Source organism: Kitasatospora sp. cg17-2, from assembly GCF_054031055.1.
Genome location: NZ_CM132923.1, coordinates 5,022,784 through 5,048,387, shown reverse-complemented (window position 1 = coordinate 5,048,387; position 25,604 = coordinate 5,022,784). Strand labels below are relative to the sequence as shown.

Annotated in this window: 20 protein-coding genes, 2 tRNA genes and 1 pseudogene; 18 read left to right on the top strand and 5 right to left on the bottom strand. The window is 71.7% G+C overall.

Annotated elements, in window-relative coordinates:
* Nucleotides 1-353 precede the first annotated feature (353 nt).
* From dnaN to ACW14Y_RS21325, 12 genes and pseudogenes are all read left to right on the top strand, one after another.
* Nucleotides 354-1,484, top strand: coding sequence for a DNA polymerase III subunit beta (dnaN, locus tag ACW14Y_RS21380; RefSeq protein WP_093861215.1), 1,131 nt, complete (start codon nucleotides 354-356; stop codon nucleotides 1,482-1,484).
* A gap of 195 nt (nucleotides 1,485-1,679) precedes the next feature.
* Nucleotides 1,680-2,576: pseudogene (gene gnd / locus ACW14Y_RS21375) on the top strand (phosphogluconate dehydrogenase (NAD(+)-dependent, decarboxylating)); the annotation flags it as partial.
* A 61-nt stretch (nucleotides 2,577-2,637) separates the two neighbouring features.
* Nucleotides 2,638-3,771 carry a DNA replication/repair protein RecF gene (gene recF / locus ACW14Y_RS21370; protein ID WP_266270617.1) on the top strand — a complete coding sequence of 378 codons (1,134 nt, stop codon included), beginning with the start codon at nucleotides 2,638-2,640 and terminating at the stop codon, nucleotides 3,769-3,771.
* A gap of 179 nt (nucleotides 3,772-3,950) precedes the next feature.
* The gene (locus tag ACW14Y_RS21365) at nucleotides 3,951-4,472 is read left to right on the top strand and encodes a DUF721 domain-containing protein (RefSeq protein ID WP_328955859.1); all 522 of its coding nucleotides are present in this window, start codon (nucleotides 3,951-3,953) and stop codon (nucleotides 4,470-4,472) included.
* A gap of 259 nt (nucleotides 4,473-4,731) precedes the next feature.
* Nucleotides 4,732-6,753 carry a DNA topoisomerase (ATP-hydrolyzing) subunit B gene (gene gyrB / locus ACW14Y_RS21360; RefSeq protein ID WP_380303722.1) on the top strand — a complete coding sequence of 674 codons (2,022 nt, stop codon included), beginning with the start codon at nucleotides 4,732-4,734 and terminating at the stop codon, nucleotides 6,751-6,753.
* A gap of 121 nt (nucleotides 6,754-6,874) precedes the next feature.
* Nucleotides 6,875-9,421: a DNA gyrase subunit A gene (gene gyrA / locus ACW14Y_RS21355; protein WP_266271779.1), complete on the top strand. Its 2,547-nt coding sequence runs from the start codon at nucleotides 6,875-6,877 to the stop codon at nucleotides 9,419-9,421.
* 236 nt (nucleotides 9,422-9,657) lie between these two features.
* Nucleotides 9,658-10,317 (top strand): DUF3566 domain-containing protein, encoded by a 660-nt coding sequence (locus ACW14Y_RS21350; protein WP_456982960.1) that lies wholly within the window; start codon nucleotides 9,658-9,660, stop codon nucleotides 10,315-10,317.
* Between the two features lie 284 nt (nucleotides 10,318-10,601).
* Nucleotides 10,602-11,996: a class I SAM-dependent methyltransferase gene (locus ACW14Y_RS21345; RefSeq protein ID WP_380303718.1), complete on the top strand. Its 1,395-nt coding sequence runs from the start codon at nucleotides 10,602-10,604 to the stop codon at nucleotides 11,994-11,996.
* A gap of 16 nt (nucleotides 11,997-12,012) precedes the next feature.
* Nucleotides 12,013-12,089: transfer RNA gene (locus ACW14Y_RS21340), tRNA-Ile, on the top strand.
* 159 nt (nucleotides 12,090-12,248) lie between these two features.
* Nucleotides 12,249-12,626: a DUF6191 domain-containing protein gene (locus tag ACW14Y_RS21335; protein WP_456982957.1), complete on the top strand. Its 378-nt coding sequence runs from the start codon at nucleotides 12,249-12,251 to the stop codon at nucleotides 12,624-12,626.
* Nucleotides 12,627-12,882: 256 nt separating this feature from the next.
* The gene (locus tag ACW14Y_RS21330) at nucleotides 12,883-13,011 is read left to right on the top strand and encodes a DLW-39 family protein (protein ID WP_014137031.1); all 129 of its coding nucleotides are present in this window, start codon (nucleotides 12,883-12,885) and stop codon (nucleotides 13,009-13,011) included.
* A gap of 191 nt (nucleotides 13,012-13,202) precedes the next feature.
* Nucleotides 13,203-13,275: transfer RNA gene (locus tag ACW14Y_RS21325), tRNA-Ala, on the top strand.
* Between the two features lie 72 nt (nucleotides 13,276-13,347).
* On the opposite strand, the gene ACW14Y_RS21320 is transcribed toward ACW14Y_RS21325, so the two are convergent.
* Complete coding sequence (locus ACW14Y_RS21320) at nucleotides 13,348-14,076, bottom strand: DUF5324 family protein (RefSeq protein ID WP_456982954.1); 729 nt, start codon at nucleotides 14,074-14,076, stop codon at nucleotides 13,348-13,350.
* A 275-nt stretch (nucleotides 14,077-14,351) separates the two neighbouring features.
* Between ACW14Y_RS21320 and ACW14Y_RS21315 the strand changes: the two genes are divergently transcribed.
* A complete protein-coding gene (locus tag ACW14Y_RS21315) occupies nucleotides 14,352-15,260 on the top strand; it encodes a rhomboid family intramembrane serine protease (RefSeq protein ID WP_456982952.1) in 909 nt (302 codons plus the stop codon).
* Between the two features lie 386 nt (nucleotides 15,261-15,646).
* On the opposite strand, the gene crgA is transcribed toward ACW14Y_RS21315, so the two are convergent.
* Nucleotides 15,647-15,895: a cell division protein CrgA gene (gene crgA / locus ACW14Y_RS21310; protein WP_030392407.1), complete on the bottom strand. Its 249-nt coding sequence runs from the start codon at nucleotides 15,893-15,895 to the stop codon at nucleotides 15,647-15,649.
* A 120-nt stretch (nucleotides 15,896-16,015) separates the two neighbouring features.
* On the opposite strand from crgA, the gene ACW14Y_RS21305 reads away from it, so the two are divergent.
* The 5 genes from ACW14Y_RS21305 to ACW14Y_RS21285 all read left to right on the top strand — a co-directional run bounded on the left by ACW14Y_RS21305 (nucleotide 16,016) and on the right by ACW14Y_RS21285 (nucleotide 19,977).
* A complete protein-coding gene (locus ACW14Y_RS21305; protein WP_340631511.1) occupies nucleotides 16,016-16,771 on the top strand; it encodes a DUF881 domain-containing protein in 756 nt (251 codons plus the stop codon).
* A gap of 61 nt (nucleotides 16,772-16,832) precedes the next feature.
* A complete protein-coding gene (locus ACW14Y_RS21300; RefSeq protein ID WP_266312095.1) occupies nucleotides 16,833-17,012 on the top strand; it encodes a hypothetical protein in 180 nt (59 codons plus the stop codon).
* A 57-nt stretch (nucleotides 17,013-17,069) separates the two neighbouring features.
* A complete protein-coding gene (locus tag ACW14Y_RS21295) occupies nucleotides 17,070-17,732 on the top strand; it encodes an aminodeoxychorismate/anthranilate synthase component II (RefSeq protein WP_380312403.1) in 663 nt (220 codons plus the stop codon).
* Nucleotides 17,733-17,737: 5 nt separating this feature from the next.
* On the top strand, nucleotides 17,738-19,117 hold the full coding sequence (locus ACW14Y_RS21290; protein WP_456982949.1) for a class E sortase: 1,380 nt from the start codon (nucleotides 17,738-17,740) through the stop codon (nucleotides 19,115-19,117).
* 35 nt (nucleotides 19,118-19,152) lie between these two features.
* Nucleotides 19,153-19,977 (top strand): class E sortase, encoded by an 825-nt coding sequence (locus tag ACW14Y_RS21285; protein WP_380392946.1) that lies wholly within the window; start codon nucleotides 19,153-19,155, stop codon nucleotides 19,975-19,977.
* 247 nt (nucleotides 19,978-20,224) lie between these two features.
* Here the strand turns inward: ACW14Y_RS21285 and pknB are convergent, their stop codons facing one another.
* The 3 genes from pknB to ACW14Y_RS21270 form a co-directional block, all read right to left on the bottom strand.
* A complete protein-coding gene (gene pknB, locus ACW14Y_RS21280; protein ID WP_380312164.1) occupies nucleotides 20,225-22,390 on the bottom strand; it encodes a Stk1 family PASTA domain-containing Ser/Thr kinase in 2,166 nt (721 codons plus the stop codon).
* Nucleotides 22,391-22,677: 287 nt separating this feature from the next.
* A complete protein-coding gene (locus ACW14Y_RS21275; protein WP_380312166.1) occupies nucleotides 22,678-24,135 on the bottom strand; it encodes a peptidoglycan D,D-transpeptidase FtsI family protein in 1,458 nt (485 codons plus the stop codon).
* The gene (locus tag ACW14Y_RS21270; RefSeq protein ID WP_380312168.1) at nucleotides 24,132-25,601 is read right to left on the bottom strand and encodes an FtsW/RodA/SpoVE family cell cycle protein; all 1,470 of its coding nucleotides are present in this window, start codon (nucleotides 25,599-25,601) and stop codon (nucleotides 24,132-24,134) included. Before ACW14Y_RS21270 ends, ACW14Y_RS21275 begins: the two co-directional genes overlap by 4 nt.
* Nucleotides 25,602-25,604: the final 3 nt, after the last annotated feature.

The following is a 25,604-nucleotide window of genomic DNA, read 5'->3' as shown; positions in this document are numbered from 1 at the left end:
AGCGGGCCGTGTTCGTCCACAGCCGCCGTCCACATGTCCTGTGGACAAAAAACCGGGCCTGACCTGCTAAAACAGGGTTATCCACGGTTTCCACAGGCCCTACTACTACCACTACACCTATAGACCCATGGACTTGCTCAAAAGCAGGTGGGCCCGAAATCTGTGGACAACCGGGCACCGACATCCGTTCGAGTTGCTTCCGCCCGTCTGCCCCGTCTGTCGGTGGAGTACGTCAGACTGTCCTCGGCGACTGGAAGCGGAGCGGCGGAGCTCGGCGGACAGCCGCGGCGAAGACCAAGATCAGAAGAACCAGACGTGCGAGCGGGAGCGCTCGATCCAGGAGGCGGTTACCGGTGAAGTTCCGGGTGGAGCGTGACGTCCTCGCGGAGGCGGTGGCCTGGGCTGCTCGCAGCCTCCCGGCACGGCCGCCGGTGCCGGTGCTGGCCGGCCTGCTGCTGACGGCGCAGGACGGCAGCCTGGCCCTGTCCGGCTTCGACTACGAGGTCTCGGCCCGGGTCGGGCTGGAGGCCGACATCGAGGAGGCCGGCACCGTGCTGGTCTCCGGCCGGCTGCTGAACGACATCTCGCGCAACCTGCCCAACCGGCCGGTGGAGATCTCCACCGACGGCCAGCGGGTCAGCGTGGTGTGCGGCAGCTCCCGGTTCACCCTGCCGACCCTCCCGGTGGACGAGTACCCGGCCCTGCCGGCGATGCCGACCGCGACCGGCACCGTCCCGGGCGACGTCTTCGCCTCCGCGGTCAGCCAGGCCGCCGTCGCCGCCGGCCGCGACGACACCCTGCCGGTGCTCACCGGCGTCCGGGTCGAGATCGAGGGCGACCGGATCACCCTGGCCGCCACCGACCGCTACCGCTTCGCGGTCCGCGAGCTGATGTGGAAGCCCGAGCAGTCCGACATCTCGGCGGTCGCGCTGGTCCCGGCCAAGACCCTGCAGGACATCGCCAAGTCCCTGGGCAGCGGCGACAGCGTCTCCATCGCGCTCTCCTCGGGCGGCGCGGGCGAGGGCCTGATCGGCTTCGAGGGAGCCGGCCGGCGCACCACCACCCGGCTGCTGGAGGGCGAGTTCCCCAAGTACCGCAGCCTCTTCCCGACCGAGTTCAACGCGATCGCGGCGATCCAGACCCAGCCCTTCCTGGAGGCGCTCAAGCGCGTCTCCCTGGTGGCCGAGCGCAACACCCCGGTCCGGCTGAACTTCGAGGAGGGCGTGCTCACCCTGGAGGCCGGCTCCGGCGACGACGCCCAGGCCACCGAGCGGATCGACGCCTCCCTGGAGGGCGACGCCATCTCGATCGCCTTCAACCCGGGCTACCTGGAGGAGGGCCTCAAGGCCATCGACTCCCCCTTCGCCCAGCTGAGCTTCACCACCCCGACCAAGCCCGCGCTGCTCAGCGGCAAGGCCGCGGTGGACGCCGAGGCCGACGAGGCGTACCAGTACCTGATCATGCCGGTCCGCCTCTCCGGCTGAGCCCGGGACACCCGGCCGGGCGCTCCGGCCGGGTCCGCGCACCGGCCGGATCCCGGTCCGCCGGGCCGTTCGCCCACAGCCCTGTGAACAAACCTGTGGAAGCCTCCCCCGGTCGGCCCCGATCGCGGGGAGGCGCTCGCGCTCCAGCACGTAGGCTCAAGGAAGCGCGGCAACGGCGCCGCCCGCAGAGACGTCACCACAGGTAAGGATTTGGCTATGGAGCTCGGCCTCATCGGTCTCGGCAAGATGGGCGGCAACATGCGCGAGCGGATCCGCCGCGCCGGCCACACCGTCATCGGCTACGACCGCAACCCCGACGTCTCCGACGTCGAGAGCCTCCAGGCGCTGGTCTCCGAGCTGAAGGGCCCGCGCGTCGTCTGGGTCATGGTCCCGGCGGGCGCCGCCACCCAGGCCACCGTGGACGAGCTGGCCGAGCTGCTGTCCCCCGGCGACGTGGTCGTCGACGGCGGCAACTCCCGCTGGACCGACGACATCAAGCACGCCGAGGCGCTGGCCGCCAAGGGCATCGGCTTCGTCGACTGCGGCGTGTCCGGCGGCGTCTGGGGCCTGGAGAACGGCTACGCGCTGATGTACGGCGGCGACGCCGAGCACGTCGCCCTGGTCAAGCCGGTCTTCGACGCGCTCAAGCCCGAGGGCGACTTCGGCTCGGTGCACGCGGGCGCGGTCGGCGCCGGCCACTTCGCCAAGATGGTCCACAACGGCATCGAGTACGCGATGATGCAGGCCTTCGCCGAGGGCTGGGAGCTGCTGGAGGCCGCCCCCGAGGTCACCGACGTCCGCGAGGTCTTCCGCAGCTGGCAGGAGGGCACCGTGATCCGCTCCTGGCTGCTCGACCTGGCCGTCCGCGCCCTGGACGACGACGAGCACCTGGCCAAGCTCAAGGGCTGGGCCGCCGACTCCGGCGAGGGCCGCTGGACCGTCGAGGCCGCGATCGACCACGCCGTCCCGCTGCCGGCGATCACCGCCTCGCTGTTCGCGCGCTTCGCCTCCCGCCAGGACGACTCGCCGCAGATGAAGATGATCGCCGCGCTGCGCAACCAGTTCGGCGGCCACGCGGTCGAGTCGAAGTAGTCCCGAGGCTTCTCCACAGGATCCGAGGCTTCTCCACAGAAGGCGAGCGCAGTCCACCGCCATGCACGTCGCGCACCTGTCGCTCGCCGACTTCCGCTCCTACGCCCGGGCCGAGGTTCCCCTCGACCCGGGCGTGACGGCGTTCGTCGGCCCCAACGGCCAGGGCAAGACCAATCTGGTCGAGGCGGTCGGCTACGTCGCCACCCTGGGCAGCCACCGGGTCGCCACCGACGCCCCGCTGATCCGGCTGGGCGCCGAGAGCGCCGTGGTCCGCACCTCGGTGGTCGACCGGGGGCGCTCCACCCTGGTCGAGCTGGAGATCACTCCGGGCAAGGCCAACCGGGCCCGGATCAACCGCTCCGACAACGTCCGCCCGCGCGATGTGCTGGGCCTGCTGCGCACCGTGCTGTTCGCCCCCGAGGACCTCGCCCTGGTCAAGGGCGACCCGGGCGAGCGCCGGCGCTTCCTGGACGAGCTGCTGACCGCCCGCGCGCCCCGGCTGGCCGGGGTCCGGCAGGACTACGAGCGGGTGCTCAAGCAGCGCAACGCCCTGCTGAAGACCGCCGCGATGGCCCGCAGGGCCGGTGGCGGCAAGGGCGCCGACCTCTCTACCCTGGAGGTCTGGGACGGCCATCTGGCCCGGGCCGGGGCCGAGCTCACGGCCTTCCGGCTGCAGCTCGTGGCGTCCCTCCAGCCACTGGTCCGGGCCGCCTACGGGCAGCTGGCGCCGGGGGGCGGCGACACCGCGCTGGAGTACCGCAGCTCCTTCGAGGGCGAGCTGCCGACCAGCCGCGAGGAGGCCGAGGAGCAGCTGCTCCAGGCGCTGCGGACGGTCCACAAGCAGGAGGTCGACCGGGGGATCACCCTGGTCGGCCCGCACCGGGACGAGCTGCTGCTCAGACTCGGTCCGCTGCCCGCCAAGGGCTACGCCAGCCACGGCGAGTCCTGGTCGTTCGCGCTGGCGCTGCGGCTGGCCTCGTACGAGCTGCTGCGCTCGGACGGGGGAGAGCCGGTGCTGATCCTGGACGACGTCTTCGCCGAGCTGGACGCCACCCGCCGCGACCGGCTGGCCGAGCTGGTGGCCGGCGGCGAGCAGGTGCTGGTCACCGCGGCGGTCGCCGAGGACGTGCCGAAGGCGCTGGCCGGGGCCCGTTACACGGTCGCCGACGGCGCGGTCCAGCGCGTCACCGCCTGATCCCGCCGTTCGCCGTCCGCCGCACCCGCCCCGCCGGAGGCCGCCCGGGCCGGTCCCGGCCGCTTCCGGCCGCTTCCGGACGGCTCCGTACGACACCCACCCGCGCCGCCCGGGCCCGTCCGGCTCCCGTACGCTGGACGGCTCACCGTTGTCCACAGGGTGGGGATAAGGAGATCGCCGTGAGCGAGTCGGCGGAGCACCCCGGGCCGACCGGTGCCGATCTGGCGCGCTCGGCGCTGCGGGCGGCCCGGGCGCAGGCCCGCCAGCGCGGTGAGCAGGTGCGCGAGAAGCGCGAGGCGAAGCGGACCGGTCTGCGCAGCGGGGCCCGCTCGGACGGCCGTGACCCGGTGCCGCTGGGGGCGGCGCTCAACCGGCTGCTGACCGAACGCGGCTGGGAGTCCTCGGCGGCGGTCGGCGGGGTGATGGGCCGGTGGCCGCAGATCGTCGGGCCCGACATCGCCGCGCACTGCACCCCGACCTCCTACGACGACGAGGCGGCGGTGCTCACGGTGCAGTGCGACTCCACCGCCTGGGCGACCCAACTGCGCTGGCTGGCAAGACAGTTGGTGGCACGACTGAACCACGAGCTGGGCCACGGCACGGTGCGCACGATCAAGGTGCTCGGCCCGGCCGCCCCGGTGCGCGGTTACGGCCGGCTGCGGGCCCCCGGCAGCAAGGGGCCGGGTGACACCTGGGGGTGACCCCGGAGGGTGCCGGGAAGGAGCGGACCGTAATCCTCCGGAACCCCTGACGGCCCTTCCAGGCGCTCTGAGCCCCCCGGTCGAGTATCGGGACATGTCCCGAGGGGATTCAGGGCGGCATTTCTGCCCTCAGAGGCTGCCAAACGCCCATCGATGTCAGTCGTACCGGTAGACTGAAGGGCAAACACTGTTGCTAGTGGCAACCGAGTCGAAACGCCGTGGTCGCACGCCCGCCCGTAGGGGAGCGGGGATGCGGCCCGTGCTGTGCCAGAGAGGGCGCTTCGTGGCCGATTCCGGCAACCCCAGCCAGATCCCAGACCAGACCGACCAGGCCGAGAGGTCGTACGACGCCAGCGCCATCCAGGTGCTGGAGGGCCTCGACGCCGTCCGCAAGCGCCCCGGCATGTACATCGGCTCCACCGGCGAGCGCGGCCTGCACCACCTGGTGCAGGAGATCGTGGACAACTCCGTCGACGAGGCGATGGCGGGACACGCGGACACCATCAACGTGTCCCTCCTGGCCGACGGCGGCGTCCGTGTGGTCGACAACGGCCGAGGCATCCCGGTCGGCATCATGCCGGGCCAGGGCAAGCCCGCCGTCGAGGTCGTGCTGACGGTCCTGCACGCGGGCGGCAAGTTCGGCAACGGCGGCTACGCGGTCTCCGGCGGTCTGCACGGCGTCGGCGTCTCGGTGGTGAACGCGCTGTCCACCCGCCTCGCGGTGGAGATCCACACCGACGGCCACCGCTGGACCCAGGAGTACAAGGTCGGCGCGCCGACCGCCCCGCTGTCGCAGCACGAGGCCACCGAGCTCACCGGCACCAGCGTCACCTTCTGGGCCGACCCGGACATCTTCGAGACCACGGTCTACTCCTTCGAGACGCTGTCCCGGCGCTTCCAGGAGATGGCGTTCCTCAACAAGGGCCTCACCATCGCCCTGACCGACGAGCGCCCCGAGCACGTCGACGAGGAGGGCAAGCCGCTCTCCGTCACCTACAAGTACGACGGCGGCATCGCCGACTTCGTCGCCCACCTCAACTCCCGCAAGGGCGACGTGGTCCACCCCTCGGTGATCGACTTCGAGGCGGAGGACAAGGACAAGGCGATCTCGGTCGAGGTCGCCATGCAGTGGAACTCCTCGTACACCGAGGGGGTCTACTCCTTCGCCAACACGATCCACACCCACGGCGGCGGTACCCACGAGGAGGGCTTCCGCGCCGCGCTGACCGGCCTGGTCAACCGCTACGCGCGGGACAAGAAGCTGCTCCGCGAGAAGGACGACAACCTCTCCGGCGAGGACATCCGCGAGGGTCTGACCGCGATCATCTCGGTCAAGCTCGGCGAGCCGCAGTTCGAGGGCCAGACCAAGGACAAGCTCGGCAACACCGAGGCGAAGACCTTCGTCCAGCGGGTCGTCCACGAGCAGCTGAACGACTGGCTGGACCGCAACCCCAACGAGGCCGCGGACATCATCCGCAAGTCCATCCAGGCCGCCACCGCGCGCGTCGCCGCCCGCAAGGCCCGCGACCTGACCCGCCGCAAGGGCCTGCTGGAGTCCGCCTCGCTGCCGGGCAAGCTGAGCGACTGCCAGTCCAAGGACCCGTCCGAGTGCGAGATCTTCATCGTCGAGGGTGACTCCGCCGGCGGCTCGGCCAAGCAGGGCCGCGACCCGCGCACCCAGGCCATCCTGCCGATCCGCGGCAAGATCCTGAACGTCGAGAAGGCCCGGATCGACAAGGTGCTGCAGAACACCGAGGTCCAGGCGCTGATCTCGGCCTTCGGCTGCGGCATCCAGGAGGACTACGACGAGTCCAAGCTGCGGTACCACAAGATCGTGCTGATGGCCGACGCCGACGTCGACGGGCAGCACATCCGCACCCTGCTGCTGACCCTGCTGTTCCGCTTCATGCGGCCGCTGGTCGAGTCGGGCTACGTGTACCTCGCGATGCCGCCGCTGTACAAGATCAAGTGGGGCAAGGACGACTTCGAGTACGCCTACTCCGACCGCGAGCGCGACGCCGTGATCGCGGCGGGCGTCGAGGCCGGGCGCCGGCTGCCCAAGGACGACGCGATCCAGCGGTTCAAGGGTCTCGGCGAGATGAACGCCGAGGAGCTCCGCGTCACCACCATGGACGCCGAGCACCGCCTGCTCCTCCAGGTCACCCTGGAGGACGCCGCCCGCGCCGACGAACTGTTCTCGGTCCTGATGGGCGAGGACGTCGAGGCCCGCCGCTCCTTCATCCAGCGCAACGCCAAGGACGTCCGCTTCCTGGACGTGTGACGCCTGCCCGCAGGCCCCGCACGTACCAGTCCGCGTGAAAGGAAACTGACCACCAGTGGTCGACGACAACCGTCCCGACGGCGAGCAGCCCGAGACCCCCGAGGCCGCCGCCACGGCGACCATGCGCATCGAGCCGGTCGAGCTCGAGACCGAGATGCAGCGCTCGTACCTCGACTACGCGATGAGCGTCATCGTCAGCCGGGCGCTGCCCGAGGTGCGCGACGGCCTGAAGCCCGTCCACCGCCGGGTGCTGTACGCGATGTACGACGGGGGCTACCGCCCCGAGAAGGGCTACTACAAGTGCGCCCGCGTCGTCGGCGACGTGATGGGCAACTACCACCCGCACGGTGACACCTCGATCTACGACACCGTGGTCCGGCTGGCCCAGCCGTGGTCGCTGCGGATGCCGCTGGTCGACGGCAACGGCAACTTCGGTTCGCCGGGCAACGACCCCGCCGCGGCCATGCGCTACACCGAGTGCAAGATGGCGCCGCTGGCCATGGAGATGATGCGCGACATCGACGAGGACACCGTCGACTTCGCCGCCAACTACGACGGCCGCTCGCAGGAGCCCACCGTCCTGCCGGCCCGCATCCCCAACCTGCTGGTCAACGGCGCCACCGGCATCGCGGTCGGCATGGCCACCAACATCCCGCCGCACAACCTCCGCGAGGTCGCCTCCGGCGCGCTCTGGGCGCTGGAGCACCCGGACGCCTCCAACGAGGAGCTGTTGGACGCCCTGATCGAGCGGATCAAGGGCCCCGACTTCCCCACCGGCGCGCTGATCGTCGGCCACCGCGGCATCAACGACTACTTCCGCACCGGCCGCGGCTCGGTCACCATGCGCGCCGTGGTCGAGGTCGAGGAGATCCAGGGCCGCCAGTGCCTGGTCATCACCGAGCTGCCGTACCAGGTCAACCCGGACAACCTCGCGCTGAAGATCGCCGACCTGGTCAAGGACGGCCGGGTCGCCGGCATCGCGGACGTCCGCGACGAGTCCTCGTCCCGCACCGGCACCCGCCTGGTGGTCGTGCTCAAGCGCGACGCGGTCGCCAAGGTCGTGCTGAACAACCTGTACAAGCACACCGAGCTGCAGACCAACTTCGGCGCCAACATGCTGGCCCTGGTCGACGGCGTGCCGCGCACCCTGTCGCTCGACGCCTTCATCCGGCACTGGGTCAACCACCAGGTCGAGGTCATCGTCCGGCGCACCACCTTCCGGCTGCGCAAGGCCGAGGAGCGCGCCCACATCCTGCGCGCGCTGCTCCGCGCCCTGGACATGATCGACGAGGTCATCGCGCTCATCCGGGCCTCGGCCAGCGCCGACGCCGCCCGCAGCGGCCTGATGCAGCTGCTCTCGATCGACGAGCTCCAGGCCAACGCGATCCTGGAGATGCAGCTTCGCCGGCTGGCCGCCCTGGAGCGGCAGCGGATCATGGACGAGCACGACGAGCTGCAGCGCAAGATCGACGAGTACAACGCGATCCTCGCCTCGCCGGTCCGCCAGCGCGAGATCATCTCCGAGGAACTCACCGCGATCGTCGAGAAGTACGGCGACGAGCGGCGCTCGACCCTGATCCCCTCCGACGGCGACCTCTCGATCGAGGACCTCATCGCCGAGGAGGACATCGTCGTCACGATCACCCGCGGCGGCTACGTCAAGCGCACCCGCTCCGACCTCTACCGCTCGCAGAAGCGCGGCGGCAAGGGCGTGCGCGGCGCGCAGCTCAAGCAGGACGACATCGTCGACCACTTCTTCGTGACGACGACCCACAACTGGATCCTGTTCTTCACCAACAAGGGCCGGGTCTACCGCGCCAAGGGCTACGAGCTCCCGGACGCCGGGCGCGACGCCCGCGGCCAGCACGTGGCCAACCTGCTGGCCTTCCAGCCGGACGAGCACATCGCCCAGGTGATGGCCGTCCGCACCTACGAGGACAAGCCCTACCTCGTCCTCGCCACCCGGGCCGGCCTGGTGAAGAAGTCCCCGCTCAAGGACTACGACTCCCCGCGCTCCGGCGGTCTGATCGCGATCAACCTGCGCCAGGACGACGAGGGCCGGGACGACGAGCTGATCGGCGCCGAACTGGTCTCCGCCGCGGACGACCTGCTGCTGGTCTCCAAGAAGGCCCAGTCGATCCGCTTCACCGCGACCGACGACGCGCTGCGCCCGACCGGACGCGCCACCTCGGGCGTCAAGGGCATGTCCTTCCGCGAGGACGACGAACTGCTCTCGATGAACGTGGTCCGCCCGGACACCTACGTCTTCACCGCGACCGACGGCGGCTACGCCAAGCGCACCGGGGTGGACGAGTACCGTGTCCAGGGACGCGGCGGCTACGGCACCAAGGCGGCGAAGATCGTCGAGGGCCGGGGCTCGCTGGTCGGCGCCCTCGTCGTGGACGAGAGCGACGAGATCATGGCGATCACCCTGTCCGGTGGGGTGATCCGTACGAGGGTTTCCGAGGTTCGTGAAACCGGACGTGACACCATGGGCGTCCAACTGATCAACCTGGGTAAGCGCGATGCGGTCGTGGGCATGGCCCGCAACGCGGAGGCCGAGGACGAGGAGTCGGTCGAGGACGAGGTGGGCGTCGAGTCCACCGGATCCACCGAGGCGGCCGAAGGTACGGGAACGGCGCCGGGCGAGCAGACCGCCCAGGCCTGACCTCGTACCGCGTCGGCCGGTACCGTCGCGTCCGTACACATGTGCGCGACGTGCCGGTACCGGCCGACGACCAGTACCGGGCAATCCCGCCGGGCGCTGGCTGACGAGTGACGAAGCAGGGCGGTGCGGCCGTCCTGGTGGGAAGTGCGGGAGGACCAGTGAGTGGAGCCACGGGTGCTGCGGGAGGAGCCACCGGCGGCCGTCCGGGCGCAGCACAGGGCGGCGGGGGGTACGGCGTGCCGCAGCCGCCGGCCGAGCACCCGGCCGCGTCCACCTCGCTGATGCCCCCGGTGGGCGGTGTGGGCCAGGGCGGTGCTGGGTACGGCGGCCAGCCGGCCCCGCCGCCGGGTGCGCCGGCGGGTGGCGGGAGCGGGTTCTCCCAGCCGACCACCTACACCAAGGGGCAGCCGACCCCGCCCCGGGGCACCCGGGTCGGCGGCGGCCCGACCCCGCCCGGCGGGACGCCCGCCGGCGGTACCCGCCGTCCGGCCGCCCCGCCGGCGGCCGCGGGCGGTCTGGGACGGACCAGGAAGGCCCGGCTGCGGGTGACCAAGGCCGACCCGTGGTCGGTCATGAAGGTCAGCTTCCTGCTGTCGCTGGCGGTCGGGATCATCATCATCGTGGCGGCCGCGGTGCTGTGGATGACGCTGGACTCGCTCGGCGTCTTCGACTCGCTCGCCAAGACGCTGAAGGACGTCACCGGTTCGGACACCAACGGCGGCGGCCTGAACCTGATGGACTACGTGGGCTTCGGCAAGGTGATGACCTTCACCTCGCTGATCGCCGTGGTCGACGTGGTGCTGCTGACCGCGCTGTCCACGCTCTCGGCGTTCATCTACAACGCGGCGGCCGGGTTCACCGGCGGCATCGAGCTCACCCTGGCCGAGGAGGACTGACCGTCCGGGCGTGACCCGGGCTCAGTTCCCGCCCCGCACGGGGCGTTTCCGTCCAGGGGCGGAATCAGCGGGCCCCACCGGCTGTTGCAGCCGGTGGGGCCCGTCGGCATTTCGGGTGACAGCCGCGGTGCGCGGCGCGCCTCCCGGACGGGTCGGGTGGGTGGTGGGCTTAGCTTGGTCAGCCCGTTCCGCGTCTCCCGGCCGCCGCAGGCCTCCCGGTCCCTCCCGGACCCACCCGTCGGGACCGGTACGGCCGTACAGGGACAGCAGGACGGAGGCGCGCGGTGGCGGAGCTCGCAAGGCGACTGGTCGAGGCCCTGGACGGGCTGCTGGGGGTCACGGTGCCCCTGCGACTGCAGACCTGGGACGGCAGTGCCGCCGGCCCGCCCGGGGCACCCACCCTGGTGCTGCGCAACCGTCGGGCGCTGCGCCGGCTGCTCTGGCGGCCGAACGAGCTGGGCCTGGCCCGTGCCTACGTCGCGGGCGACCTCGACGTCGCCCCGGGCAGCGACCTGTACGAGGTGCTGCGCGCCGTCGCGCACGTCGCCGAACTCCCGGAGGTGCGTCAGCTGCGGTTCGGCCCCGGTGACGTGCTGGGCGCCAGGGGCCGCCGCGCCGCCGGCGCCCTGCTCCGGGCCGGTGCGATCGGCCCCCAGCCGGCCCCGCCGGCCGAGGAGGCGCCGGACGGCCGCGGCCGGGCGCACAGCCGCAGCCGGGACCGCGCCGCGATCCACCACCACTACGACGTCGGCAACGACTTCTACGCCCTGGTGCTGGGCCCGTCGATGGTCTACTCCTGCGCGTACTGGGAGCCCGCCGCCAGGAGTCTGGAGGCGGCCCAGGAGGCCAAGCTGGACCTCATCTGCCGCAAGCTCGGCCTGCGGCCCGGGATGCGCCTGCTGGACGTCGGCTCCGGCTGGGGCTCGCTGGTGCTGCACGCGGTCCGGAACTACGGGGTGACGGCGGTCGGGGTCTCGATCTCCGCGGAGCAGGTGGCGCTGGCCCGCCGTCGGGTCGAGGAGGCGGGCCTCGCGGACCGGGTGGAGATCCGGCTCCAGGACTACCGGGAGGTCCCGGACGGCCCGTTCGACGCGATCTCCAGCGTCGGCATGGCCGAGCACGTCGGCGAGGCCCAGTACCAGGTGTACGCGGAGCACCTGTACCGGCTGCTGGCGCCCGGCGGCCGGCTGCTCAACCACCAGATCGCCCGCCGGCCGGACCGCCCCGGCGAGCCGTACCGCCCCAGTCCGTTCATCGACCGCTACGTCTTCCCGGACGGCGAGCTGTCCCCGCTCGGGTCCACGGTGTCCAGGCTGGAGGCGGCGGGCTTCGAGGTGCGCGACGTCGAGTCGCTCCGCGAGCACTACGGGCTGACCCTGCGTGAGTGGGTGGCCAATCTCGAGGCGCACTGGACGGAGGCGGTCCGGCTGGTCGGCCTCGGCCGGGCCCGGGTCTGGCGGCTCTACATGGCGGCCTCCGCGCTGGCCTTCGAGGAGAACCGGATCGGGGTCAACCAGGTCCTCGCGGTCCGCACCGGCGCGGACGGCGCGGCCCGGCTGCCCGCCACCCGCGCCGAATGGCTGTCCGCCGCGGGCACCGCCTCCGACCTGCCGCTCCCGGAGGGCGCCGGTGGAGGGCCGGGCGTATCGGATTTGGGGGATCGGCGATCGGTCCGCTAATCTTTCAGTGCGGCAAGGGGCTATAGCTCAGACGGTTAGAGCGCTTCCCTGATAAGGAAGAGGCCACAGGTTCAAGTCCTGTTAGCCCCACCACCGCGAAGGGCCCGGAGCGATGCTCCGGGCCCTTCGGCGTTTTCCCGGCCCGGAGCCGGAACCACCTGCCCCGCCCGGGTGTTGTACCGGGCGGGGCCGGGACTCCCCCGGTGGCTTCCGACGGACGAGGCGGTGGCGCACATGGCGATGGTCTTCGCGATGACCATTCCGGGGCTGGTCTGCGTGCTGGTGGCGCTGTCCTTCGTCGACCAGCTGGCCCTGCGGGCGCGCCGGTCGCGGCTGGTGCCCTGGCGGGGGACCGGCCGGGAGGGACAGATATCCGCGACCGGCTTCGAGCAGCTGCACGCGCAGTTCGCGGCCGGCAAGCAGCACCAGCTCGACGAGCGGCAGAGCAGTCTGATGCTGCGCGACGAGGAGGGCGAGGGTGCGCCGCCGCGCACCAGGGTGGACCTCGCGGGCGGAGTGGCGGTGGTGGTGCCGCCGACGGCGTCCGCCCCGGCTCCCGCTCCGGCGTCCGCGCCCGCTCCCGACCGGGCTTCCGGCCCGGTGCCGGGGCCGCTCGGGCAGGAACGGTGACGGCCCTGCGGAGGGTCTGCGCCGGGCGGAACGTACGACAGGAGGTGTGGCGTCAATCCTCCGACCGGACGGGTCGGTTGGAGGCAGCGGTGGCTGGTCACGATTGGGACACCGGTGTGTATCATCGGCCGCAAGGGCAGTCCGGCCAGCCGACAGCCCGTTCGTGCTCGTAACAAACCATGGACTCGTCGGCCCGATCGGAACGATCGGCGCACGGCTGCTGAGTCCGTCAACGCAAGAAGGACGAGGTCCCGCGGTGAAGAAGCTTCTCCTGGTCGCCCTGGTCGCCCTCGGCGGCTTCTTTGTCTACCGTCAGGTCCAGGCGGACCGCGCCGAGCAGGACCTGTGGACCGAGGCCACCGACCCGGTCCCGGCCGGTCGCTGAGGCCCCGGACGATCTGACGATCGACAGTCTTCGGAGGTGCCGGACGGTGCCTCCAGGGCCGGTCGGCCCGGTCTGACGACCGGGTCGGCCGGACGTTCCCGGCCCCGCACGGCAGGAGAGCCGGGACGGGGCGCCGGATTCGCACCGGGACCGGGTACGCTTGTGCCCGGTGGTGCGCATGGTGCCACCTCGGGGCTTTAGCTCAGTTGGTAGAGCGCTGCCTTTGCAAGGCAGATGTCAGGAGTTCGAGTCTCCTAAGCTCCACAGTGTGTCCACCGCGTGTGGACGGCCCGGCGGCCGCCGACCCGAGTTCGGGTCGGCGGCCGCCGGGCTTTTTCAGTGCGGTTTGCGCGGGTCGTGCGGCTTGGGGCGGTCGTCGTCGCCGTGGGCCTGGGCATGGTCCCGGGCCGGGTCCGGCGCGGGCCGGTCCTCCGCCGGGGCAACCCCGGCCGGGGTGTCCGCCGAGCCGTTCACGGCGCTGCCGCCGGTGCCCGAGGCGTGCGCGCCGACCGGGCCGGCGGAGGCGGTGGCCGGCGGCTCGACCAGCCACTCCGGGTTGCTGCGGTGCCGCCACCACTGCCAGGCGACCAGACCGCTGCCGATCGCGACCACGCCGGCCACGGCCAGCCCGGTGGCCCAGCCGCTCCGGCAGGACCGGCGGGCGTTGCGGGCCGCGAGGTCGCCGATCTCGGCCGAGGTGACGTTGCCGCGCATCGCGGTCAGGGCGGCGGCGCCGCGCATCTGGGCCTCCTGCGCCACCGGGACGACGGTGGCGCGGGCCTCCTCGACGGCGTGCACGACCCGGGGGGCGACGGTGGCGCGGGCCTCCTCGACGGCCCGGGCGGCGGACAGGCGGGCGGCCAGCGCCTTCTCCTGGGCGCGGTGCAGGGCCTTGAGGGCGTTCTGCTGGGCCTCCGGTGGCAGGCTGGCGAAGGCGTGACCGACCTGGGGGGCGATGTGCCGGTCGTACTGGACGCGCGCGGTGTGGGCGGCCTGGGAGGCCTGCTGCCGGGCGTTGTCCGCGAAGTTGCCGGCCGTCTCACGGGCCGAGTCCAAACGGGTCACGAGAGTCTCTCCTCCTGGTGGCGTCCTATATGCACATATCCACCTGAATGCTGATCATGCATCCCTATTTGTCCGACGGCATGCCGGAGTGGGCCGTACGCGGGGCACCGCTCCGGGGCGGCGGGGCCGGACGCCAGGGCGGGAAGCCGTCCGGGGCGGGGGTGCGTGGGCCGGTCGGACGCGGGTAGGGCCGCAGTAGGCTGGCGGTTCCGGCGGGTCCCCGTCGGGAGCGCGCACGTGTCGTCGCAGCAAGTCGTGGCAGAAGGGGATAGCCGATGCTCCCGGACGAGCCCAGGCCGCCGATCGACCGGACTCCGGAGCCCGAGGGCGGGCCCGGTCCGGCCCGTTGCTACCGGCACCCCGAGCAGGAGACCGGCATCGGCTGCTCGCGCTGCGGCCGGCCGATCTGCCCGCAGTGCATGGTGAACGCCTCGGTGGGCTTCCACTGCCCCGAGTGCGTCCAGGAGGGCGGCCGGCAGGTCCGGCGCGCGACCACCCGGTTCGGCGGACGCCCGGCCGGCGGCGACCCGCTGGTCACCAAGGCGCTGATCGGCATCAACCTGGTGGTGTTCGTCCTGGCCGCCTACGTGCTCACGCCGTGGCTGGCCTACGACCTCGAACTGCGCAGCTTCGCCCCCGACCCCTCGTACCCGTTCACCAACGGCGTCGCCGAGGGCCCGGGCCAGTGGTACCGGCTGCTGACCGCCGTCTTCCTGCACACCGCGCCCTGGCACATCGCCACCAACATGCTGGTGCTCTGGGTGCTCGGACCGCAGTTGGAGGCCGCCCTGGGGCGGATCCGGTTCCTCGCCCTCTACCTGCTCTCCGGGCTGGCCGGCAGCGCCTTCGCGTTCCTGGTGGCGGGCGACTCGATGCGGTCGCTGGGTGCCTCGGGCGCGGTCTTCGGCCTGCTGGGCGCGACCGTGGTGCTGTACCGCCGGGTGCGGGCGCCGCTCGGGCCGATCGTCGCGCTGCTGGTGTTCAACCTGATCGTCACCTTCTCGGTGCAGGGCATCGACTGGCGGGCCCACCTCGGTGGCCTGGTCGCCGGGATGCTCACCGCGGCCGGCCTGATGTACGCGCCGCGGGCGCACCGGGCGGCGGTGCAGGGGCTGACGCTGGCGGGGGTGGCGGGCCTGGTGCTGGTGATGCTCCTGGCCGGGATGGCCGCCTACGGCGGGTGACCCGGCAGCGCCGGACGGTACGCGTACGGGTGCGCCGGACGGTACGCGCAGGGGTGCGACGGCCGCACGGTTGTCCACAGCGGGTGCGGGGTTGTGCACAGGCGGTGCCCGGTGATGGGTGCGGGCGGCCGTTCTACGCGTGTCCCGCTGTGGGTATCCCGAATTCGAGGGAGGGCGCGCGGCGGTGTGGAAAGCGCCCCCGGCGCAAGTTATCCACAGGCCCGCAGGACTTTTCCCCAGTGTGGATAACCATGTGGATAAACGAGATAAGCGGATAACCGCGAGGCTCATGGCTCCGCCCGGCCGTCCGGGCGCACCACGAAGCCGCCCCGGGGTCGAACCGTGCCGGGGCGGCGGTGGAGGAACTCAGGGCCGGGGCCCGAACGTCATTTCCACTGGGTGGAGACGCCGAAGCCCGCCGCGATGAAGCCGAAGCCCACCAGGATGTTCCAGTTCCGCCAGCTCTCGACGGGCCAGCTGCCACTCGTCACGTAATAGGTGACGATCCAGACCAGACCGATCAGGAACAGCGCCAACATCAAGGGGGCAACCCAGCCGCGGCCCGAACTGATCTTCACCGTCGCCGTGGTCGGCGGCGTGTAGTCGGACTTCTTGCGGAGTCGGGACTTCGGCACGAGGAGCTCTCCTGTCGATGCGCTGTGACCGCGCAGGGGTTCACGGTGGTGTGGCGGCGTCCGTTAGCGTAGTGGCTCGGCGGGTCCGAAGGAGATAAGGGTACGGTGCCTAATTTGTCGATTCCCCCTCGGCCCGTCCGTACCCGCGTCTCCGGCACCCGAATTGTCGGACGTGCCCTGACCTGCGCCGTCTTCGCGCTCGCCGGACTGCTCTTCTACATCAGCGCGCAGACCGCCCGCGGCACCGATCTGCGCACCGACAACTCGCTGCTCAGCCTCTCCGACGTGATACGGCAGCGCAGCGCCCAGAACCAGCAGTCCCAGGCCCAGCTCGCCGACCTCCAGGACCGCTCCCAGCGGCTCACCGAGCAGCAGGGCGGCAGCCCGGCCGACGCCGCCCGGCTGGGCGCCCTGGAACAGGCCGCCGCGCTGGAGCCGCTCCAGGGCCCCGGCCTCACCGTCACCCTCAACGACGCCCCGCCGAACGCCACCTCGCGCGTCCCCGGGGTGCGCGAGCCGGACGTCAACGACCTGGTCATCCACCAGCAGGACATCCAGGCCGTGGTCAACGCGCTCTGGCGCGGCGGCGCCGAGGGCGTCCAGGTGATGGACCAGCGGCTGATCTCCACCAGCGCCGTCCGCTGCGTCGGCAACACCCTGCTGCTCCAGGGCCGGGTCTACTCCCCGCCCTACGTGGTCAGGGCGGTCGGGCGGACCGACGCGCTGCGCGCCGCCGTCGACACCGACCCCTCGATCCGCACCTACCAGAAGTACGTGCAGGCCTACGGCCTGGGCTGGAAGCTGCAGGAGAGCGGCGACCTCGCCCTGCCCGGCTACTCGGGCACGGCGGACCTCCGCTCGGCCACCGGCCAGTAGCGGACCGCCACCGGGGGCCGGGTCTACTCTTGACCCCAGTCCAATACGTCGAGGGAGCACCATGTACGGCTGGATCTGGCGTCATCTGCCGGGGAACATCCTGGTCAAGGCCGCGATCTCGGTGCTGGTCGTGCTGGGACTGGTCTACCTCCTCTTCACCTACATCTTCCCGTGGGCGGAACCGCTGCTCCCCTTCGGTGACGTCACAGTGGACGGGAACGGCGACGGCGCCGTCGGCTGACCCGACGACCCGCCCCGTCCCGTCCCGGTCCCCGCACCCCTCGGAGAACGCGCGCCCATGACCTCCCGGCCGACCCAGCCCCGCATCCTGGTCGTCGACAACTACGACAGCTTCGTCTTCAACCTGGTCCAGTACCTCTACCAGCTCGGCGCCACCTGCGAGGTGGTCCGCAACGACGAGGTGACCGTCGAGCACGCGGTGCGCCGCGACGGCGACCGGGGCTTCGACGGGGTGCTGCTCTCCCCCGGCCCGGGCGCCCCGGAGGAGGCCGGCGTCTGCATCGAGATGGTGCACCACTGCGCGCGGGCCGGCCTGCCGGTGTTCGGCGTCTGCCTGGGCCTGCAGTCGATCGCGGTGGCCTACGGCGCGGTGGTCGGCCGGGCGCCGGAGCTGCTGCACGGCAAGACCTCACTGGTCGAGCACGAGGACGGCGGCGTGTTCGCGGGCCTGCCCTCGCCGCTCACCGCGACCCGGTACCACTCGCTGGCGGTCGAGCCGGCCACCGTGCCGGACGAGCTGGTGGTCACCGCGCGGACCGGCAGCGGCGTCATCATGGGGCTGCGCCACCGGGAGCTCGCGGTGGAGGGCGTGCAGTTCCACCCGGAGTCGGTGCTCACCGAGGGCGGTCACCGGATGCTCGCCAACTGGCTGGCCGAGTGCGGTGACCCGCGGGCCGTCGACCGGTCGGCCGGGCTCGCCCCGGTGATCGGCCGGGGCTGAGCGGCGTGACCGCGGTGCGTCCGGAGGGGCGATACCAGCCGGGGGCGGACCCGGAGGGCGGTGACGCGTACCGCGTCGGGGCGCCGTTCGAGCAGCACCCCGGCCCGTACGGGCAGCAGCAGGACCCGTACGGGCAGCAGGATCCGTACGGGCAGCAGTACCCGCAGGGCGGCGCGGGACCGTACCCGCAGCAGGGCGCGTACCCGCAGCAGGACCAGTACGGCCAGTACGGCCAGCAGCAGCCCCACCAGCCCCAGCCGGGCCAGTTCGGCCAGCAGCAGCCTCAGCAGGGCCAGTACGGCCAGCAGCCCCAGCAGGGCCAGTACCAGTCCTACGACCCGTACCAGGCCGAGCCGGTCCAGCACGGCCTGGACCGGGACGGGAGCCCCGGCGCGCACCGGGCCTGGCCGGCGCAGCCCGGGGCCGAGGACGGCTGGGGCGTCTACGAGCAGGCGGCACCGCCCGTCGCGCCGGTGCCGGCCGAGGCGGCGCTGACGGCGCCGGCCGCGCCGGACGAGGCCGGGACGGTGCTCGCCGCCGCCGAGACGGTCACCATGGCCGCCGTGGCCGGTGAACCGCGGCAGCCCGCCCCGGGCGGCCGGGCCGAGCGCCGCCGCGCCGCGCAGGGGCACGGCCGGCGCCGGGCGGGCGGCCGGGCCGCGACCGCTCCCCGGGCCAAGGAATCGGCGGCGGTGGTCTTCGCCCGCTTCCTCGGGGAGCTGTGCATCACCCTCGGCCTGGTGATGCTGCTCTTCGTCTCGTACCAGCTCTGGTGGACCAATGTGCAGGCCGACGCGGCCGCCGACGGTGCCCGCAACCAGCTGGAGCAGCAGTTCGACGCGGGCCCGGCCCAGGGCGCCCCGGCGCCGGGACAGCCGGCCCCGGACCCGGCCAAACCGGAGACCTTCGAGCCCGGCAAGGGCTTCGCGATCATCCACCTGCCGAAGCTCGGTCAGAAGTTCCCGATCGCCGAGGGCACCGCCAAGGCCCCCGTGCTCGACAAGGGCCTGGTGGGGCACTACACCGGCACCGGCATGCCGGCCGACAAGGCGGGCAACTTCGCGCTGGCCGCGCACCGCAACACGCACGGCGAGCCGTTCCGCCGGATCAACCAGCTCGGCAAGGGCGACAAGATCGTGGTGGAGACCGCGACCGCGTACTACACCTACGAGGTCACCGGGGGCATTCCGGAGACGCCGCCGTCCAATGTGAGCGTGATCAAGGCGGTGCCGAACGGCTCCGGGTTCAGCGGTCCGGGCCGGTACATCACGCTGACCACGTGCACCCCGGAGTTCAGCTCCAAGGCGCGCCTGATCGTGTTTGGCAAGATGATCGAGGAAAGGCCGCGCAGCCAGGGCAAGCCGGCCGCCCTCGCGGGGGGCTGACCGCCCGGCGGGCGGGCGACGACAGAGGGAGAGACGTGACCCAGGGGACCGAGCCGGTGGCCGAGGAGGCCGCTCCGTCGTCCGAGCCGGAACCCGGTGGCGGACCCCGTCGACGCCGCGGGCGGGGCGGCTGGGCACTGGCCGTCCTGGGCGTCGTCGGCGAGCTGCTGATCACCCTGGGGCTGGTGCTCGGCCTGTTCGTCACCTACTCGCTGTGGTGGACCGACGTGCTGGCGGACCGTTCCGCCTCGGCGGCCTCGGACCATCTGCGCGAGTCCTGGGCGGCCGGCGCCCCGGCCGCTCCCCCGTCCGGCGGTCCGTCGGCCGGGCCGGCCGCTGCCGCCGGCGCCGCCGCGCCGTCCTACGCGGCGGGTGACGGGGTCGGCTTCCTGCACGTCCCGGCGATGGGCCGGGACTACCAGGTGATGATCCGGATGGGCACCGACACGGCGACCCTGGCCGAGGGCGTGGCCGGGGTGTACGAGCAGCCGTACCGTTCGGCGATGCCCTGGGACGAGTCCGGCAACTTCGCGCTGGCCGCACACCGGGACGGGCACGGGGCGAAGTTCCACGAGCTCGACGCCGTCGGCAAGGGCGACGCGATCGTGGTCGAGACCCGCGACAAGTGGTACGTCTACCGGGTCGACAGCACCCTGCCGGAGACGTCCAAGTACGACACCGGCATCGTCGCCCCGGTGCCGAAGGGCTCCGGCTACACCGGTCCGGGCCGGTACATCACGCTGACCACCTGCACCCCGGTCTACACCTCGCGCTACCGGATGGCGGTCTGGGGGAGCCTGGTGCGGGTGGACGACATGGACGCCGCGCGCACTCCGCCCGCCGAGCTGCGGCAGCGCTGAGGCCCGCGCGAAGGCCCCCGGGGACGCCCCGGGGGCCTTCGCGCGTCTCCGGGGCCCGGCAGGCCCTCCGTGGGCTTCTGCGGGCCACTGGCGGCCCTGGACGGGGCCGGGGAGCGGCCCGCAAGGCCCCGGTGAACGCCCGAGGGCCCGTCGACGCGGTGTCGACGGGCCCTCGGGCGTTCACTGCCGGGAACAACTCAGCCGGTCGGTCCGGCCCCGAGGGGCTCAGAACCAGGGGAACCAGGGCTTAGTTGTTGGGTCCCCCTTTGGTGTTGCTGGGGGTGGGGAGGCCGGGGATCCCGGGGAGGGTCGGTGTGTCGCCCCCTTTGGGCGGATCCACCGCCTTGGTCATCAGCCCGATCGAGGTGTTCGGGTCCACCTGGGTCCCGGCCGCCGGGTTGGAGGCGATCACCGTGGCGTTGGGGTCCTGCGGGCCCTGGACGACGGTGTACTGGAGGCCCATCCCCTGGAGGGTCTTGATGGCCTCCTTGAGCTGCACGTTCTGCAGCGGCGGGACCGAGACCTTCTCCGGCGCCTTGAAGATGGTCAGAGTGATCTTGGTGTTGGCCGGCTGCTTGCCGCCGGCCGGGTTCTGCGAGGCGACCGTGTTGACCTTGGCGGGATCGGTGGTCGTCTGGGTCTTCGAGGAGTCCACCTGGAAGCCGGCGCCGGTCAGCGCGGCCTCCGCGGCCTCCTTCTGCTGGCCGACCACGCTGGGCACGTTGATCTTGGCCTTGCCCTGCGACACGATCAGCTTGACCGGGGCGGTCGGGTCGGCGGCGCCACTGGCCGGGTCCTGGGTGAGCACCTGGTCCAGCGGGGCGTTGTCGTCGTCCTTGTAGTCCGTCGTCACATTGGTGAAGCCGGCGTCGGTGAGCGCCTTGGTCGCCTGCTCCTTGGACTTGCCGACCACGTTGGGCACGGTGGCCTTCGCCGGACCCGAGGACAGCTGCACGGTGATCGTGGCGGCCTCGGCGACCTGGTTGCCGGCCGTCGGGTTCTGCGTGCAGACCTGGTCCTTCTTCACGTTGGCGTCCGGGCAGGCGATCCGGTCGCCCTCGGCGAGCACCAGCTTGGGACCGGCCTGGGTGACGAGCGCCTTGGCCTCGGCCAGGGTCTTGCCGACGAGGCCCGGCGCCGCGATCTTCGGCGCCTCCTTCTTGTCCTCGCCGCCCTTCTTGTTGCCGAACATCGCCTGGGCGACGAAGAAGGTGCCGACCAGGACCAGCACGGCGGCGACCGCCAGCACGATCCAGGAGGTGTTGCTCTTCTTCGGCGGCTCCTCGCCGCGCCGGCCGGCCCGGCCGTAGCCGTCGTCGTAGCCGTCGCTGCCACCGGCCCCGGGGGCGCCGGCGTAGGTCTGGCCGTAGCCGTCGTCGTAACCGGGCTGGGGCTGGGCGGCGTAACCCGCCGGAGCGGCCTGCGGCAGCACGGTGGTCGGACCGCCGGGGACCTGCTGCGGCAGCAGGTTGGTCTGGCCGTACGGGTCGTGCTGCGGGTAGCCGTTCTGGTCGTAGCCGTACCCGGCCGCGCCCATGCCGTACGCGGCGGCCTGCTGGGCGGCGGCCACCGGCAGGCCGTCGAGGAAGCGCTCGATGTCGTCGCGCATCTCGTCGGCGCTCTGGTAGCGGTAGTCGCGGTCCTTGGCGAGCGCCTTGAGCACGATCGCGTCGACCTCGGGGCGCACCTCGGGGTCGAAGACGGACGGCGGCTGCGCCTCTTCCCGGACGTGCTGGTAGGCGACCGCGACGGGGGAGTCGCCGACGAACGGCGGGCGCACCGTGAGCAGCTCGTAGAGCAGGCAGCCGGTGGAGTAGAGGTCGGAGCGGGCGTCCACCTGCTCGCCCTTGGCCTGCTCCGGGGAGAGGTACTGGGCGGTGCCGATGACGGCGGAGGTCTGCGTCATCGTCATGCCGGCGTCGCCCATCGCCCGGGCGATGCCGAAGTCCATCACCTTGACGTTGCCCTGGCGGGTGAGCATGACGTTGGCGGGCTTGATGTCGCGGTGCACGATGCCGGCCCGGTGCGAGTACTCCAGGGCCTGGAGGATGCCGATGGTCATCTCCAGCGCGCGCTCCGGCAGCAGCCGGCGGCCGGAGTGCAGCAGCTCCCGCAGCGTGGACCCCTCGACGTACTCCATCACGATGTACGGGATGGAGATGCCGTCGATGTAGTCCTCGCCGGTGTCGTACACGGCGACGATGGCGGGGTGGTTCAGCGAGGCCGCGGACTGTGCCTCGCGGCGGAATCGGGCTTGGAAGGACGGATCGCGGGCCATGTCGGCCCGGAGCGTCTTCACGGCGACGGAGCGGCCGAGCCTGGTGTCATGGCCGAGGTACACCTCGGCCATGCCGCCGCGCCCGAGGACGCCGCCGAGCTCGTACCTGCCGCCGAGGCGACGAGGCTCTTCCATAGTTGCGACCCTCTCCCTCACCCGCCGGTGAGGTTGTGACGTAGGTGTCCCCGCACGCTCCCTGTGACGCCGCCCGGGCCCCGGATGGTTCTGCGGTCAGGACCGGTTCGGCACCGCACGGACGGCAACGGGTACACCCGCTGCTGCGGACACGCTACCGGTCGGACCGTACCGGACCCGAGTCGGCCGCAGGCCGATATCAGACCGGTATCCGGACCGGGGGTGCCGATCGTGACATTTCCCTCACCCGCCGCGGGCTCCCGCCGCGGCTCCTGCCACGGTTCCCGTCACTTGCCGAGGACGGCCTGCATCACGGACTTCGCGATCGGAGCGGCCAGCCGGCCGCCGCTGATGCCGTCGCGGTTGTTGGAGCCGTCCTCGACGACCACCGCGACCGCGACCGTGCGGCCGTCGGAGGCCTTGGCGTAGGAGGTGAACCAGGCGAACGGCAGGCCCGCGTTGCCCTCGCCGTGCTGGGCGGTACCGGTCTTGCCGCCGACGGTGACGCCCGGGATCTTGGCGTTCTTGCCGGTGCCGTTCTCGACCACCGAGACCATCAGGTCCTGCATCTTCTGCGCGGTGGCCGGGCTGATCGGCTGCGAGAACTGCTTCTCGCTGTGCTTGGAGATGGTGGTCAGCGAGGCGGAGCGCTCCTCGGCGACCAGGTACGGCTGCATCAGCGAGCCGTTGTTGGCGATCGCCGCGGAGACCATCGCCATCTGCAGCGGGGTGGCCTGGGTGTCGTGCTGGCCGATCGAGTCCTGGGCGGTGCCGTCCGGGGTGGAGTTGGACGGGTAGACGCTCTTCTCGGACCGGATCGGGGTGTCCACGGTGCTGTTGAAGCCGAACTTCTCGGCCTGCACCCGCATCTTGTCCTTGCCGAGGTCGGCGCCGATCTTGGCGAAGACGGTGTTGCAGGACTGGTCCATGCCGGACTTGATCGTGGCGTTGCCGCACTGCTCCCGGTCGGACTCGTTCTTCAGCACGAAGTTGGTGCCCGGCAGGGTGTACGGGTCCGGGGTCGCGGTCTGGTCGTCGATGTTCTGGTAGAGGCCGTTCTCGAACGCCGCCGAGGCCGTGACCAGCTTGAAGGTCGAGCCGGGCGGGTAGGTCTCGCGCAGCGCCCGGTTGAGCATCGGCTTGTTCGGGTCGGCGTTGAGGTCGGTCCAGGCCTTGGAGTCGGTGGACTCGTTGCCCGCGAAGCTCGCCGGGTCGTAGGACGGCGTGGAGACCAGGGCCAGGATCGCGCCGGTCTTCGGGTCGAGCGCGACGACCGCGCCCTTCTTGTTGCCGAGCCCGTCGAAGGCCGCCTTCTGGGCCTTGGAGTTGATCGTGGTGACGACGTCGCCGCCGCGCTTCTGCTCCCCGGTCAGCATGTCCAGGGTGTTGCGGAAGAACAGCCGGTCGTCGCTGCCGGAGAGGACGCCGTCCTCCAGCTGCTCCAGCTGGCTGGCACCGAAGGCCTGCGAGGAGTAGCCGGTGACCGGGGCGTACATCTGCGGGTCCGTCCAGGACCGCTTGTACTTGTAGCGCAGGCCGTCCACGAAGGTGGACTGGGTGATCGGCTGGCCGTCGACGATGATGTTGCCGCGCGGGTAGGCGTAGCGGTCGTAGACCTGCCGCTTGTTGTACTTGTTGCCCGCCCAGGCGTCGGCCTGCACGCCCTGGACCCAGTTGGTGCGCACCATGAGGGCCAGGATCAGCACGAGGCAGAAGATCGAGACCCGGCGGATCGGCTTGTTCACGAGGCGGTGCCCCCCTGGATCTCGGGCGTCGGGGTGGGCTCCACCCCGGGACGGCGGGCGTTGTCGCTGATCTTCAGCAGGATCGCGACCAGGGCCCAGTTGGCGACCACCGAGGACCCGCCCTGGGCGAGGAACGGCATGGTCATACCGGTCAGCGGGATCAGGCCGGTGACACCGCCGGCGACCACGAACACCTGCAGCGCCATCGCGGAGGAGAGCCCGACCGCGAAGAGCTTGCCGAAGGGGTCGCGGGCGGCGACCGCGGTGCGCAGACCGCGCTGGATCAGCAGGGCGTAGAGCATGAAGATCGCCATCATGCCGGTGAGCCCGAGCTCCTCGCCGAAGGAACCGAGGATGAAGTCGCTCTTGGCGGCGAAGTCGATCAGCCAGGAGCGGCCCTGGCCGAGGCCGGAGCCGGTCACCCCGCCGGAGCCGAAGGACATCAGCGCCTGGCCGATCTGCTCGGTGGCCCCCGGCGGGTGCTTCGGCTCGAAGGCGGCCATCGGGTCGAGCCAGGCGTCGATGCGGGTCTTGACGTGGCTGGCGGTGGAGGCCACCGCGACCGCGCCGCCGACCGACATCAGCAGGCCGACGACGATCCAGCTGGTCCGCTCGGTGGCGACGTAGAGCATCACCACGAAGAGGCCGAAGTACAGGAAGGACGAGCCCAGGTCGTTCTCGAAGATCAGGATCAGCAGGCTGAGCAGCCAGATCACGATGATCGGGCCGAGGTCGCGGCCGCGCGGCAGGTACAGGCCCATGAAGCGGCGGCTGGCCAGCGCCAGGGCGTCGCGCTTGACCATCAGGTAGCCGGCGAAGAACACCGTCAGGATGATCTTGGCGAACTCACCGGGCTGGATCGAGAAGGCGCCCATCCGGATCCAGATCTTGGCGCCGAGGTCCTCCTTGCGCTCCGGGAAGAACGCCGGCGCGGCGAGCAGCACCAGGGCCACCGCCATCGAGATGTAGGTGTAGCGCTGCAGGACCCGGTGGTCCTTCAGGAACACCATCACCACGATGAAGAACGCGATGCCCAGACCCGACCACATCAGCTGGTTGGAGGCGGCCGGGAAGTTGTTGTGCAGCAGCGGCCCGGCCTTGTCCAGGCGCCAGATCATCACCACGCCCAGCCCGTTCAGCAGGGTGGCGATCGGCAGCATCAGCGGGTCCGCGTACGGCGCGAACTTCCGCATCAGCAGGTGCGCGATCAGGGCGAGCGCGCCCATGCCCAGGCCGTAGCCGAGCATCCCGGCGGGCAGCTTGTCGTCCATCGCCAGGCCCACGTTGGCGTACGCCAGGACCGGCAGCAGCACCGCGAACGCCAGCATCGCCAGCTCGGTGTTGCGCCGGTTCGGCGTCGCCTGCGGCGAGATGGTGGTGTTGCGGCGGCGCCGCGAGGACGCGCGGTCGGCCGGAACGCCGGCGGACCGGCTGTTCGGATCGCTGCTCACATCGAAGGTACTCATGCT

Bases quoted from the DNA above. Each gene is read 5' to 3' on its own strand.
- ACW14Y_RS21270 (WP_380312168.1), bottom strand. From the start codon at position 25,601: ATGAGTACCTTCGATGTGAGCAGCGATCCGAACAGCCGGTCCGCCGGC.
- recF (WP_266270617.1), top strand. From the start codon at position 2,638: ATGCACGTCGCGCACCTGTCGCTCGCCGACTTCCGCTCCTACGCCCGG.
- ACW14Y_RS21335 (WP_456982957.1), top strand. From the start codon at position 12,249: ATGACCATTCCGGGGCTGGTCTGCGTGCTGGTGGCGCTGTCCTTCGTC.
- gyrA (WP_266271779.1), top strand. From the start codon at position 6,875: ATGCGCATCGAGCCGGTCGAGCTCGAGACCGAGATGCAGCGCTCGTAC.
- ACW14Y_RS21295 (WP_380312403.1), top strand. From the start codon at position 17,070: ATGACCTCCCGGCCGACCCAGCCCCGCATCCTGGTCGTCGACAACTAC.
- pknB (WP_380312164.1), bottom strand. From the start codon at position 22,390: ATGGAAGAGCCTCGTCGCCTCGGCGGCAGGTACGAGCTCGGCGGCGTC.
- ACW14Y_RS21300 (WP_266312095.1), top strand. From the start codon at position 16,833: ATGTACGGCTGGATCTGGCGTCATCTGCCGGGGAACATCCTGGTCAAG.
- ACW14Y_RS21315 (WP_456982952.1), top strand. From the start codon at position 14,352: ATGCTCCCGGACGAGCCCAGGCCGCCGATCGACCGGACTCCGGAGCCC.